This window comes from Pseudoalteromonas sp. Cn5-37, assembly GCF_021532495.1.
Taxonomy (GTDB): domain Bacteria; phylum Pseudomonadota; class Gammaproteobacteria; order Enterobacterales; family Alteromonadaceae; genus Pseudoalteromonas; species Pseudoalteromonas simplex.
In genome coordinates, this window is the sequence record NZ_JAKGBA010000004.1 from 16,979 (window position 1) to 29,750 (window position 12,772).

The 12,772-nt window shown below is 40.6% G+C and carries 11 protein-coding genes; 4 read left to right on the forward strand and 7 right to left on the reverse strand.

The window, feature by feature from the left end; translation table 11 throughout:
- The first annotated feature begins 335 nt into the window (after window positions 1-335).
- The gene (locus L1266_RS07920) at window positions 336-2,351 is read left to right on the forward strand and encodes a TonB-dependent receptor (RefSeq protein ID WP_235377348.1); all 2,016 of its coding nucleotides are present in this window, start codon (window positions 336-338) and stop codon (window positions 2,349-2,351) included.
- Between the two features lie 36 nt (window positions 2,352-2,387).
- On the opposite strand, the gene L1266_RS07925 is transcribed toward L1266_RS07920, so the two are convergent.
- The 7 genes from L1266_RS07925 to L1266_RS07955 all read right to left on the reverse strand — a co-directional run bounded on the left by L1266_RS07925 (window position 2,388) and on the right by L1266_RS07955 (window position 9,584).
- Complete coding sequence (locus L1266_RS07925; protein ID WP_235377241.1) at window positions 2,388-4,064, reverse strand: methyl-accepting chemotaxis protein; 1,677 nt, start codon at window positions 4,062-4,064, stop codon at window positions 2,388-2,390.
- 151 nt (window positions 4,065-4,215) lie between these two features.
- Window positions 4,216-5,202, reverse strand: a complete 987-nt coding sequence (locus tag L1266_RS07930) for a Gfo/Idh/MocA family protein (protein ID WP_235377242.1) — start codon at window positions 5,200-5,202, stop codon at window positions 4,216-4,218.
- A gap of 2 nt (window positions 5,203-5,204) precedes the next feature.
- Window positions 5,205-6,005 (reverse strand): class I SAM-dependent methyltransferase, encoded by an 801-nt coding sequence (locus L1266_RS07935; protein WP_054553964.1) that lies wholly within the window; start codon window positions 6,003-6,005, stop codon window positions 5,205-5,207.
- Window positions 6,006-6,009: 4 nt separating this feature from the next.
- Entirely contained in the window at window positions 6,010-6,381 is a 372-nt protein-coding gene (locus tag L1266_RS07940; RefSeq protein WP_235377243.1) for a hypothetical protein, read from the reverse strand.
- Between the two features lie 54 nt (window positions 6,382-6,435).
- Window positions 6,436-6,855: a DUF3429 domain-containing protein gene (locus L1266_RS07945; RefSeq protein WP_235377244.1), complete on the reverse strand. Its 420-nt coding sequence runs from the start codon at window positions 6,853-6,855 to the stop codon at window positions 6,436-6,438.
- 78 nt (window positions 6,856-6,933) lie between these two features.
- Entirely contained in the window at window positions 6,934-8,472 is a 1,539-nt protein-coding gene (locus tag L1266_RS07950) for an AMP-binding protein (protein ID WP_235377245.1), read from the reverse strand.
- Window positions 8,473-8,564: 92 nt separating this feature from the next.
- A complete protein-coding gene (locus L1266_RS07955; protein WP_235377246.1) occupies window positions 8,565-9,584 on the reverse strand; it encodes an AraC family transcriptional regulator in 1,020 nt (339 codons plus the stop codon).
- 141 nt (window positions 9,585-9,725) lie between these two features.
- Between L1266_RS07955 and L1266_RS07960 the strand changes: the two genes are divergently transcribed.
- From L1266_RS07960 to ahpF, 3 genes are all read left to right on the forward strand, one after another.
- Complete coding sequence (locus L1266_RS07960; RefSeq protein ID WP_054553959.1) at window positions 9,726-10,229, forward strand: 2,4'-dihydroxyacetophenone dioxygenase family protein; 504 nt, start codon at window positions 9,726-9,728, stop codon at window positions 10,227-10,229.
- Between the two features lie 207 nt (window positions 10,230-10,436).
- Window positions 10,437-11,006 carry an alkyl hydroperoxide reductase subunit C gene (gene ahpC / locus L1266_RS07965; protein ID WP_054553958.1) on the forward strand — a complete coding sequence of 190 codons (570 nt, stop codon included), beginning with the start codon at window positions 10,437-10,439 and terminating at the stop codon, window positions 11,004-11,006.
- 155 nt (window positions 11,007-11,161) lie between these two features.
- Window positions 11,162-12,742: an alkyl hydroperoxide reductase subunit F gene (ahpF, locus tag L1266_RS07970; protein ID WP_235377247.1), complete on the forward strand. Its 1,581-nt coding sequence runs from the start codon at window positions 11,162-11,164 to the stop codon at window positions 12,740-12,742.
- The last annotated feature ends 30 nt before the right edge of the window (window positions 12,743-12,772 follow it).

The window sequence follows — 12,772 nt, forward strand, 5'->3', positions numbered from 1 at the left end:
GGCAAGTATTGATGCGCAAATAGTTAACGCAATTGAAAGTAATCGCCATTGTTTTTTAATTGGTTTTTTTAAGAATCGCTGCTGTTTTCTGGTGAAATATAAAATACTGACAGCGAAAAAGATAAGCAGAGTAACAGTAAAAATGAGCATGAGATTATAGTTGTAGTAAACGGTAAATCTCATTGTAAATGATAACTAAACTCAATTGCAATAACATTAAGCTTGTGTTAATTTCCTAGCGTTTTTTATCAAACGCAATTTGTTTAATTCTAATAATCTCTTACGGGGAAAGGACATTGGCTACAGCATTTAAACTTAATTCACTCACCAAAGTTATGCTTGCATCATTACTTGTTACGCAAGGTTCAGCGTGGGCCGACGACGATCAAAGCAGTCGAAAATCAATGGATACCATTGTTGTTACAGGTGAAAAAACTGAGAAGTCACTTAAAGAGACGATGTCGTCAGTGGCAGTTGTTGATAAGTCGCTATTAGAAAACGGCCAACTTGCATCTATATCTGAAGCACTGTCAGAAATGGCGAACGTTGTTGTGTTAACGGGCTCGGTGCCAGATATGCGAGGTGTGTCTGGTAATGGTGGCGCAACGGGCTTTAACTCATTTAGTGGTGGTTCAAAGGCTCGTGTCTCAACCTTGATTGATGGTGTAAGCCAGCCGTTTGTAGCTGATTTAACTGGTGATACGGGTCTGTGGGATGTAGAACAAATTGAGGTTTACCGAGGGCCGCAATCAACCAGCAATGGTCGTAATAGTATTGCGGGTGCTGTCTACATGACAACTAAAGCGCCAACTCAAGATTTTGAAGGCGCTGTGCGCGTCGGTTATCGCAACCAAGATAGCTACCTAGACACTGCCGCAGTGGTATCAGGAGCGTTAGTTGAAGATGTATTAGCATTTCGTTTATCAACTCAGTACGTTGATGGCGAAACATTTTCAAATCCGCCGGTATACGAAACAAACCCAACTGATCGTGAATTAAACAAGTTAAATACCAGTAGCACACGCGCTAAATTACTTTACACACCAAGCCAAGATTTATCAGTACAGCTAACATATTCAACTTATAGTGAAGAGGGTAACTCGGGTCGTAAGTACTTTTTAGCGGATGAGCCATTTGATTATGAGCCGCTATATCAACGTATTATGGATACTGAATCTGACACCACGCAAGTGAATGTTGATTACAAAATTAACGATGATTTTTCGTTAGATGTTTTAGTTGCTTATATGGATTACAAATGGGGCTTTGAAGCATACGAGCCACTTGAAAGCGCAGAATCTGATGTATCAATGGATGAGAGTAACATCACTGTCGATACCAAATTGAACTTTGGTTTAAGCAATGATTTTTACTCTGGTTTTGTGGGTCTTGCTTATTTTGATCGCGACCAAGACTTTGAAAGTGTAGGTGCAACCAACTATTACGGTGACGATAGCAGTAAATCGACGGCAATTTATGGTGAAACAAGCTTTAACCTAAGTCGTGATTTCACATTAACAGCGGGTCTGCGCATTGAGCGTGAAGAACAATTACGTAATTTTAATATGGCATTTCGTGGTGATATGCTGGTTGAACAACTTGATAACTCTCACACACTGCGTTTACCAAAGCTCGCGATTCAATATGACATTAGCGACGAAACGACTTTATTTGCTAGTGCTCGTCGTGGTTACAATGCAGGGGGCGGTGCCCTTGATTTTACCGCAGAAGATTATTACTACTACGATGAAGAAACGGTTAATACCTATGAAATTGGCTCACGCAGCGTTTTAAATAATGGCGATATTAATATTAGTGCCAACGTGTTTTACAACAACTTCAACGGTTATCAAGCGCTAAGCTCTGAGCGTAAAATCACTAATATTGAAGATGCCCATAGCTATGGTTTAGAAGTTGAAGCTTACAGCATGCTGGGCGAACAGTGGCAATTACATGGCGGTTTTGGTTTATTGAAAACTAAAATAGATGAATCAATTGCGTTCCCAGAAGCCGTTGGCAATGAACTAAATTCTGCGCCGGAGTTAACCGCGAGTTTGGGTGTATCTCACTGGTTTACTGATAGTTTAAAAGTCAATTTAAGTGCTAATTATGTTGATGAGTTTTATGGCGATTTAACGAACACTGAAGAGCGCGTTGCAGGTGATTACACCATTACGCGTTTATCGATGAGCTACGATACCGAACAGTGGCTGATCAGTGCTTTCATCAACAACGCCTTAGATGAAGAGGCGTATACTGCAAAAGAGCCTGCTAGTGGCCGTTACCCACAAGGCTACGTTGCAGTTGTAAACCCACAAACAATCGGTGCATCTGTTACTTACCGATTTTAAATAAACTAATCGCTAGTCGCTGAGCAGAACCAGCGACTAGCCCAATTTAAAGCGGTTAATCTGCCCGTTTAAGTTATTTGCTAAGTTAGCCAGTTTGCTTGAAGAATCTGAAATATTTTGTGTTTGTTGCTGCGACTGACGACTTGTATCTTGGACTTCGTTTAAACGCAGGGCTATTTCTTCGGTCACTTGAGATTGCTGCTCAGATGCAGAAGCTATGGTCATATTGGCATCAGAAATCGCTTTTGCTTGAAGGCTAATTTCATCAAGCATATGGCCTACTTTTTCTGAATTGAGCACCGCCTCTTTAATTTGCGCATCGCTTGAACGGATCCTTTGCGTTACTGCATTGGTTGCAGATTGTAATGAGTCAATTTTATCTTGGATCTCAAGGGTTGAGCTCTGTGTGCGACTAGCCAATGTTCTTACTTCATCAGCAACCACTGCAAATCCTCTGCCTTGTTCACCCGCTCTTGCGGCTTCGATTGCAGCATTCAGTGCTAGTAAATTAGTTTGTTCGGCAATGTTACTTATTACACTTAAAATAGCAGTGACTTCATTTACTGAGGCTTCCAGCTGATTAAGATCTGTTAGCGATTTGGTTAAGGTGTCGGCCACTGACTCAACAGAGCTTACCCCTTGTTGGACAACCTGTAGGCCTTCTTTGGTTTTTTGATTAGCAGCGGTGGCACTGCTTGCCGCTTCTGCACAGTTTTGAGAAACCTCTTTAACGGCCGTTGAGTTTTCATAGACTGAGCTTGAAATTACCTCAATAGCTTGGCTTTGAATATCATTGAGTGTTTTAGCTTGCTGTGATATTTCATCTAAACTTTTCGCTGCCACTTGTGCTTGCTCTGATTGATTATGTATTTCTTTTAGAAGCTGGGAGAGCTTATCAACCATAATGTTGAAGCTGACCGCAAGTTGGCCTATTTCATCATCAGCTTTATGGTCAATATAGCGAGAGAGATCTCCTTCAGAGATACGCTTGGCCTCATTAATTAAAGCATGAGTTGCTTTAATCACTTTTTTCTCTAATTGCCAATAACACACTACCAAGGTAGCAATGATGGTTAGAACTAAAGCGGTGCTAACTAGGCTGAAAGTTACCACACGGTCATGATTATTTTTTACCTCTGCTGCACTTTTTTCCTCAATTGAATTTAAAAAGGCCTTTACAGGCTGCTGAATTTTCTCAACTTCGGCCATGTAAGCATCGTTGGTTAAAAGCCTAATAGCTTGCACCCATCTTTTATGCTCGCTGACGGTTAAGTTGTTAGTATCTCGACCAAGTAAATCACTGACTAAGCTAAATGCTTTTTCTTCTGTTTCGACTAGTTTGAGTGATAAGTCGTTGGATTTTTGTAATAAAGCCAAATCATCGGTAGCGACATTAAAGGCTTTTAAGCGCTGCACATAGCTTTTTTTCTGACCATTGAGCCAAGCTGCTTTTCCTTGAATTTGGTCAACAAGATGATGGTATTCAACTTCATAGCGAGGATCTAAGGTTACGACATGTTGACGAGCAAGCTCAGTAAGGCGAATCGAATTTGAAGATGAAAACTGAGCAAGATGGCTTAGCTCATAACGCTGTTGAGCCGACTCCATACTCTCATCTTGGCCTGATTGTAAAAATAAAATAATGAAGAGAAGTCCGGCTGCAAGGGTAATGGTTGCTGCGAAAACGGTTCTGAGTAAAAAGCGTATAGTCAAAGTATTACCCTTCATATTGAAAGTAAGTACTATTAACCATAGTACAAAAATTTTGTTTCAATAAAAATTACGGGTAAGTTATTTAGAGGTGGTCATTTAAGCTTATTTTGAAAATGAAAAGGGCAGAGTCAACCACCCTTGAGTAATGCATTTATTGGTCTGCTGGATACACGACGCCAAGCTGATTTCGTGCTTCATCAAGTACAGCCATAACTTGTTTTGACAGTGTATGAGTATTAACAGATGACTCAATTTGTCCTGCATTCGCAGCTTGAATAAAGTGGCTGACCTCATGGCGCATAAAGTGATCATCAAATGGCTCAGACAGTTCTTCAACCGTGCCATCGTTACCAATAAATCGCATGCGCTTTAATAATGACACCGCTTCAATACGTATTCGGCCTTTCTCACCTTGAATTTCAGTAAAATTATCGCCTTGCGAGATTTTCGAATAGCTGATCACCGCTTGCTTATCAGCGTAATTCAAAAGCACATCGCCAGCGCCATCAACACCAGTTTCAAGCAACACACCACTGGCTTTTACACTCTGAGGCGCGCCCCATAATGCGAGTAAAATATACAGCGGATAAATACCTAAATCGACTAATGCACCGTTAGCAAATTCTGGCAAGAAGGTATTTGGGCGTTCGCCGTTTTTATATTTATCGTAACGCGATGAGTACTGACTATATTGGCCAATATATTTGCGTGGCGTGCCTATCTTTGCCATGGCACTTTTTAAGCGTGCAAAGTTTGGTAAATGGGTAGTCATCATCGCTTCCATGTATAAGCGTTGATGCGTTTTGGCCGCCTGAACGATGGCCTCAAGCTCTTTGCTATTAGCAGCCGAAGGCTTTTCACCTAAAACATGTTTACCAGCTTTTAAACACATTACAGCATAGTCTTTATGTAAGCTATTTGGTGCAGCAATGTAGACGGCATCGACTAATGGGTCTTCGCATACTTGCTCAATATTGGTAAACACTTTAGCGTTTTGAGCATCGTGCTTTATAAGGAAAGCCTCGCCTGTTTGCTGCTCTCGAGAGCACACACCATATAAGGAGAAATGTTCAATTTCTTTAGCTGCACTCAGTAGTGTATCGCTTATAAAATTGGTACCTACAATCACAAAGTTCATGGTTACTCCTCGCTGTTTTGTACAAGCCATGCTTGCCAATTCTGTTCAAATTTTTCCATTTGTTTATGTTTTTTGCTTAACAAATGTTTGTCTTCATCTTCTTGGGCCATATAAGGGCCAACGCGGCATAATGCACAGTATTTTTCACCTAAATAAGCAGGAAAACTAAGCTTAGGGGTAATTTCATTGTTAGTTTTTTCGCTAAATACATAGGTAATGCCGCTAGTATCTTTAACGTGTTTATCGCGATCAACATTGCGAATTTTATAGCCTGGAAACACGCTAATATCGAATGGCATTTGGCCAAGGTATTGGCAATTAAGCCCTTGATTTAAGCTGCCCTCAATATTCCATTCGCGGTAAGGTTTTACATCTTTAGAGGTGATGTAACATAACATCGGGCCGTTTTTATCTAATGCAAACTGGCTAGCGTAGTCTAGGTAGCGATGCAACAAAGCACGGTTTAATACATTCATACCCCCTTGTTGGGTGTGTGCTTTAAATGCGGCTTCACCTTTAAATGCAGGTATCAGTGGAAATTGAAAAATAACCACATCGAAACAAGCGCCATCTAAGCGCTGCCATGAGTCTGGCCTTGTTACATCAAACTCAGTGAGTGTTTCAATATTAAGTTGTTGCAAGGCGCTAAGTGCATTGTCGGCATATTTTTGTTCTATGGTGTTTGCATCATCATAAGTTGAAGCAACAAGCTTGGCTGGTTTTATATAACGAGCAACAGAGTGTGAAAATGATAAATCACCATCGCCTACCGTTAATATGCGCCAACTAGGGTCTAAATACATGGGGTTATTTGCCTTGTCCTGGCGCTATTTCAACTGAAATTTTAGGGCAAAGGGCTAAGCGAGTTTTAAGGCCTTCTATGGCTATTTGCTTAAAAATTAGATTGAAACTAATTAAAACAGCAATAACGATATGAATAGGGCCATGGGTAAAGCCTGCATCTGTATCAAAAAGCATTAAGCCGAATAATAAAAACATGATTGCTAAAAATATTTCAATCAGCTGATTTGAGTATAGCTTTAAATTGCCTTGGTTTTTATGATCTTTTTTGATGTGAATTGCACAAAAAAATGGGATCACTTTTATTTTAAAGTGAGCGTTTTTTTCTACGTAATTTTCACCTAAGTGATCTAGTTTAGCGCGCAGTTGATCTATCATAGCAAGTCCTTAAAAAACTGAGCCGCGGATGTTACCGCAAACGCAAGAAAAGGGCTACTCAGGATAGATACTCATGCCAATTACAAATATGTGGCATACAAACACAACCGAGGTTAAAACGAATCGCATTTTTTGATAATCAACGTGATAGGTTTGCCACTGCGGTGTGCTTTTCTCAAACAACAGCACGAGCCAAAAGCTCGCAGCAAGCCAAGCCAGTATCCAGCTTGACGGTAAAAAGCTTAAAAAACCAATCGGTAAGATAGGAATAATTGCTTTGATGGCATCAGCATACGTTTGCTGGCCTGCATGCCATAAATTACCAGCCATAAAGGCTAAAATGGCGATGCTATAAAAAGTGAAAAAGTCTAAGTTAACAGCATTACTACCTGCTATAAGCGGCCAGCCTACACAGCCTAAAAAAGGCAGTAAACCTAAGTAACCAAGTTGAATGTGATTAATAAACTTTTCCATAATGACCTTTAAACTACCTAACTGGTATAAAATAACTCGTAGTTATTTTATACCAGTTAGGCGGCTAAAACGATCGCTTTATTGCTGACGTAACTCTCGACGTAGAATTTTGCCAACCGTCGATTTAGGCAATTGTTCCATAAAAATGATTGATTTAGGCACCTTATAAGCACTTAAGTTTTCGCGGCAGTAGTCACTCACTTGTTGTTCATCAATCTGCTCTTTTAAAGTAATGTAGGCACACACACGCTCACCGGTTTTTTCATCTTTTGCACCAATAACAGCCGCTTCGCAGATAGCCGGATGCTGACAAAGTATGTTTTCAACTTCGTTAGGGTACACGTTAAAACCAGAGACAATAATCATGTCTTTTAATCGGTCTACAATTTTGTAATTACCACTTGGTAGCTTCAGACCCACATCACCGGTTTTGAAAAAACCACGTTTCATGCATTTATCGGTTTCTTCTTGGCGCAGCCAGTAGCCCATCATTACTTGCGGGCCTTTAACAACTATCTCGCCAGACTCACCGTCTGCAACGGGCTCGTCGTTTTCATCCCAAATTTCCACGGTGGTGTTTGATAGTGGGAGGCCAATGCTGCCAATTTCTTCATTTTGAAAATCGTTTAATGTCACAACAGGCGAGGTTTCTGATAAGCCATAGCCTTCTGTGATTGTACAACCTGTGGTGCTCATCCACGCATCAGCTGCAGCATGCGTTAAAGCTGCTCCTCCTGACACGGTCATTTTTAGGTTTGAAAAATTTAGAGCTTTAAACCTTGGGTGCATACACAGACCAATAAACAAGGTGTTAATCCCTGAAAAGTAATTAATATCAAAAGGTTCGATTTGTTTAACTAAGGCATCTAAATCACGAGGGTTTGGAATAAGTACATTAAATTGCCCCATGGCAAATAAGCTAACCATGTTCACCGTAAAGGCATATATATGATAAAGCGGAAGCGGGCAAATACCGGTTTCTTGACCAGGCGTTAAAATGTTGTCAAAGCGCTCATTCATTTGCTCGGCATTGGCTAAGATGTTGCCATGACTAAGCATCGCTGCTTTGGCAACTCCTGTGGTACCACCGGTGTATTGTAAAACAGCAATATCGTCACGACTTGCTTGATGAGCGTCAAGAGGGGCAAGTCTTTCACCTTGGCGAATGAGTTCGTTTAACGAAAATTGATTCTCTTGTAATGCTGGCTCAGCTAAAGCGGCTGCAACAATAACGGTTTTAATGGATGTATCATTAATAATTGTTGCTAATTTTTCGCTAAGGGCATCAAGAATAACAATGGCTTTTACCTCTGCATCATTAAACTGGTGTAGCATTTCACGGGCAGTATAAAGCGGGTTGGTATTGACTACGATTAATCCTGCACGAAATGCTGCATAAGTTACGATAGGGTAATCAACAATATTAGATAGTTGAATAGCAATTCTGTCTCCTGCAACAAGACCACTTTGCTGTTGAAACCACTGGGCTAAATAGCGAGATTGTTGTTCTACTTGAGAAAAAGTGAATGTTCTTCCCACACTTGTGTAGGCAGGAAAGTCAGCATAAGTCTTACAACTATGCTCAATTAATTGCGTGAGGTTATCATGTGTGTTCATGGTTATTCCTTAGCTTGTTTGACTAATGAATATATACAATTTGTTAACGTGAAACTTAGCTTTAAACGACTTGTTTTTGACTTTTTACGCCATTAATGGGAATGAAACTTGCGGTAATCTCTAGGTGGAATACCATACCAACGTTTAAAAGATCGAGTAAATTCGCTGTAATTAGAAAAGCTCAAGATATCTGATATGTTTGATAAAGTGAGGCTAGATTCAATTAAATATTGATGTGCCAAATGACAGCGTACATCATCGACTAATTCACGAAACGTTGTGCCATGCTTTGTTAAGTGGCGCTGTAAGCTACGGGTACTCATCGATAACTTTTCGGCTACAAGGTTTACCCCAAACTCCTCGTGTAGTAAGTACTGCTTGATCATCACTTCAACATGATCTGAGATATTTTCACGTTTGGTGTTTTGAATCAGCCCAAGCTGTTGGCTGAGTATAGAAAACAACTGCTTATCTGAGTTCTTAATAGCGAGTTTAAGGTATTTTTTTTCAAACACGACTGCTGTGTGTGCACAATTAAACACAGGAACTTGACCTAATGCTTGGCGATAAACACTCGGATTTTCATTACAACTATGGGGAAGTTCCAAACGGTGCAGTTTTATTTGATCATCGGTTAGTTTCTTTAATAAATTAACCCCAACACTTAGGGCTAGATCAGCGCCATGATAGACACTCACTTTTAAGCTACTACGAACTAAAAATGATAGTTTTACATAGTTTTGGTCTACTTCAAGGAGTAAATCAGCGCTATTTTGATGAATGTGATAATACTTAGTTAAATTTTTAAGTGCCAATTCAAGGGTGTCGCAATTACCCACCAAATAACCAACAGAGCCCAAAATGTCCAAGCTTTGCCAACGCCCTAATTCTAACCCAAAATAGGGCAGGTTTAGTTCTTTCGCCGTGGTCTCTAACAGTTGAATGAGTTGCTGATACTGCACAAAGCTATTGGCATCTTGTAGTTGTTTTCTGTCTAAACCAACGTGTGATAAAAGTATATCAGGGTTCACCAATTTGCTTTCGATCAGCTCAATATAGCCATGTAGAGCAGATACTCTAATTAGATCAGGTGCTTGTGTTAATCGGGGCATAGTATGCTCTTTTTTGTGCTCTGGCGTAAAAAGTAAAAAAAATTGCGTACAAAGTAAAGTAATACAGGTCAGTAAAGTTTAACAATGTATTAACGTAAACAATACGCTGATTTACTAACACGCATTAAAGAGGGCACACACATGGCATTACCAGATATTATTAATCATCAAGATTTTTTACTCACTATTCATACCAATGATGAAAAGCTAATTAAAAACGCTTTACCAGGCGTGCACATTTATCCACTCATGCTGGATTCTGAGAATGGGGTATGGGTTTTACGCGTTTTATTTGAACCGGGTACAGTTTTGCCAAAGCACTTTCACACTGGTGTTGTGCATTTATATACCATGGCGGGCAGCTGGCACTACACTGAGTACCCTGACGATTTACAAGTAGCGGGTAGCTATTTATTTGAACCAGGCGGTTCGATTCATCAATTTCAAGTCCCAGCAGACAACACTGAAGTGACCGATACCTTTATGATAGTAATGGGAGCCAATATTAACTTTGACCCAGATGGCAACTATATGAACATTATGGATGCAGGTTGGATTGAACAAGTGATGTTAGCAGCTGCAAAAGAGCAAGGAATTGAGCCTAACTACATAAAACCAAAGAGTTTATACGGTTTTAGTAAGTAATTTTATTCCCTGAAATGAAGGCCCTTGATTGCGTAAGTTATTGAGGGCTTTGTAGTTTTTGCTATTTCCAATCTTTCAATCCAAAAAACAAATCAATTTAATCTAAACAATCAATTTTATTTTAATCGCTCAGGCCTCTATTGTATTAATCAAGCAGACGCAAGGCTGCGTTAATTAAACTTTTTAAATACATCAATGAGGAATATTATGAGCACTTCATTAATTAACACAAAACTACAACCATTCAATGCAACAGCTTACCACAACGGTGACTTTGTAGAACTAACAGAAAAAGACGTGCTAGGTAAGTGGTCAATCTTCTTCTTCTACCCAGCTGACTTTACTTTCGTATGTCCTACAGAGCTTGGTGATGTTGCTGATTACTACGAGCAGCTTCAAGAAATGGGTGTTGAGGTTTACTCAGTATCAACTGACACGCACTTCACTCACAAAGCATGGCACGATACGTCTGACACAATTGGTAAAATCAAATTCCCAATGATTGGTGACCCTACAGGTCGTATTACTCGTAACTTCGGTGTGATGATTGAAGACGAAGGTCTTGCTCTTCGCGGTACATTCGTAATGAACCCTGAAGGCGAAATCAAAGTAATCGAAACTCACGACTTAGGTATCGGCCGTAGCGCGAAAGAGTTAGTACGTAAAGTACAAGCTGCACAGTACATTGCTAACCACGACGGTGAAGTATGTCCTGCATCATGGCAGCCAGGTGAAGAGACACTTGCTCCTTCACTAGACCTAGTTGGCAAAATCTAATTTGTCACAGCATTAAACGATAGCAAAGCTTTGCTTTGCTATCTCAATGCAACCTTAATTGCCCATCACAACTCATATTAAGCACATTAGCGGGTGATGGGCAGTTATCCCTAAAATTTTTCTAGATTATTTATTCTGAACTCAAGGGCTAAGCCATGTTAGATACGAATATCAAAAACCAATTAACAAGCCACTTTGCTTCTATTACCAGCCCTGTTGAGCTGCTTATCGCCTTGGATGACAGCAATAAATCAACAGAATTTAAAAACTTAGCGAACGATTTAGCATCGTTAAGCGACAAATTCTCGGTGCGAGATAACCCTAACCAAGACGTACGTCGTCCGTCTATGGTGGTGTCTTCACCTATTAACAATACGCAAATCACATTTGCGGGTGTGCCTATGGGCCACGAATTCACAAGCTTGATCCTTGCACTTCTTCACACTGGTGGTCATCCAAGCAAGGCATCAGAGACTGAAATTGAACAAATTAAATCATTGCCTGGGCCACTCAACTTTGAAGTATATATTTCATTAAGTTGTCAAACATGTCCGCAAGTAGTGCAAGCACTTAACTTGATGGCGGCACACAATGAAAATATTACGGCGACTATGATTGATGGCGCCTTGTTCCAAGACGAAGTGAACGAGCGTAATGTGTTAGCAGTACCGGCTGTGTACTTAAATGGAGAGTTATTCAGCCAAGGCGCTGTTAACCTGACCGACATTCTAAATAAAGTAGATACCAAAGCGGCTGCACGCCAAGCCGAAGCACTGAACGATAAAGAGTTATTCGATGTACTTGTTGTTGGTGGTGGTCCGGCAGGGGCTTCTGCGGCAATTTATTCGGCGCGTAAAGGCTTAAATACCGGTGTTGTGGCAGAGCGTTTTGGTGGTCAGGTTTCAGACACGTTAGCAATTGAAAACTTTATCTCAGTAAAAGCGACCGAAGGTCCTAAATTAGTTGCTCAACTTGAAGAACACGTAAAAGAATACGACGTAGATGTGATGCAAAACCAACGTGCGGCATCGCTTACTAAACAAGGTAATTACCAAATCACGCTAGAAAATGGCGCGGTGTTAAATGCTAAGTCAGTGGTATTAGCAACTGGTGCACGCTGGCGTGAAATGAATGTACCCGGTGAAAAAGAGTATCGCGGTCATGGCGTTGCTTACTGCCCTCACTGCGATGGCCCGTTATTTAAAGGTAAAGCGGTTGCGGTTATCGGTGGTGGTAACTCAGGTATTGAAGCGGCAATCGACCTTGCAAACATTGTTGAGCATGTCACTGTGCTCGAATTTGCTGATACCTTACGTGCTGACGAAGTACTTATTCGCAAAGCAAATAGCTTAAACAACATTACGATTATCAAAAACGCGCAAACAACAGAAGTTGTTGGTGATGGTAAACGAGTAACAGGCTTAAGCTATATTGACCGCATCTCTGGCGATGAAAAATCACTTGAGCTTGCAGGTATCTTTGTGCAAATCGGCTTGGTGCCAAACACTGAATGGTTAAAAGATTCAGAACTAGCACTGACTCGCTTTGGCGAAATCGAAATAGACAGCAAAGGTGCAACATCATTACCGGGTGTTTACGCGGCAGGTGATGCAACAACAACGCCGTTTAAGCAAATCATTATTGCCATGGGCAGTGGTGCAACGGCAAGTTTAGGTGCATTTGATTACTTAATTCGCCACAGCGATGAGATTCAAAACACCGAAGATGCAGCTTAATTAGCGACTCTTGATTAGGCAGCTCACACC

Coding starts and splice junctions, on each gene's coding strand:
- L1266_RS07940 (WP_235377243.1), bottom strand. CDS start 6,381: ATGATAGATCAACTGCGCGCTAAACTAGATCACTTAGGTGAAAATTAC.
- L1266_RS07935 (WP_054553964.1), bottom strand. CDS start 6,005: ATGTATTTAGACCCTAGTTGGCGCATATTAACGGTAGGCGATGGTGAT.
- L1266_RS07955 (WP_235377246.1), bottom strand. CDS start 9,584: ATGCCCCGATTAACACAAGCACCTGATCTAATTAGAGTATCTGCTCTA.
- ahpF (WP_235377247.1), top strand. CDS start 11,162: ATGTTAGATACGAATATCAAAAACCAATTAACAAGCCACTTTGCTTCT.
- L1266_RS07920 (WP_235377348.1), top strand. CDS start 336: ATGCTTGCATCATTACTTGTTACGCAAGGTTCAGCGTGGGCCGACGAC.
- L1266_RS07960 (WP_054553959.1), top strand. CDS start 9,726: ATGGCATTACCAGATATTATTAATCATCAAGATTTTTTACTCACTATT.
- L1266_RS07945 (WP_235377244.1), bottom strand. CDS start 6,855: ATGGAAAAGTTTATTAATCACATTCAACTTGGTTACTTAGGTTTACTG.
- L1266_RS07930 (WP_235377242.1), bottom strand. CDS start 5,202: ATGAACTTTGTGATTGTAGGTACCAATTTTATAAGCGATACACTACTG.
- L1266_RS07950 (WP_235377245.1), bottom strand. CDS start 8,472: ATGAACACACATGATAACCTCACGCAATTAATTGAGCATAGTTGTAAG.
- ahpC (WP_054553958.1), top strand. CDS start 10,437: ATGAGCACTTCATTAATTAACACAAAACTACAACCATTCAATGCAACA.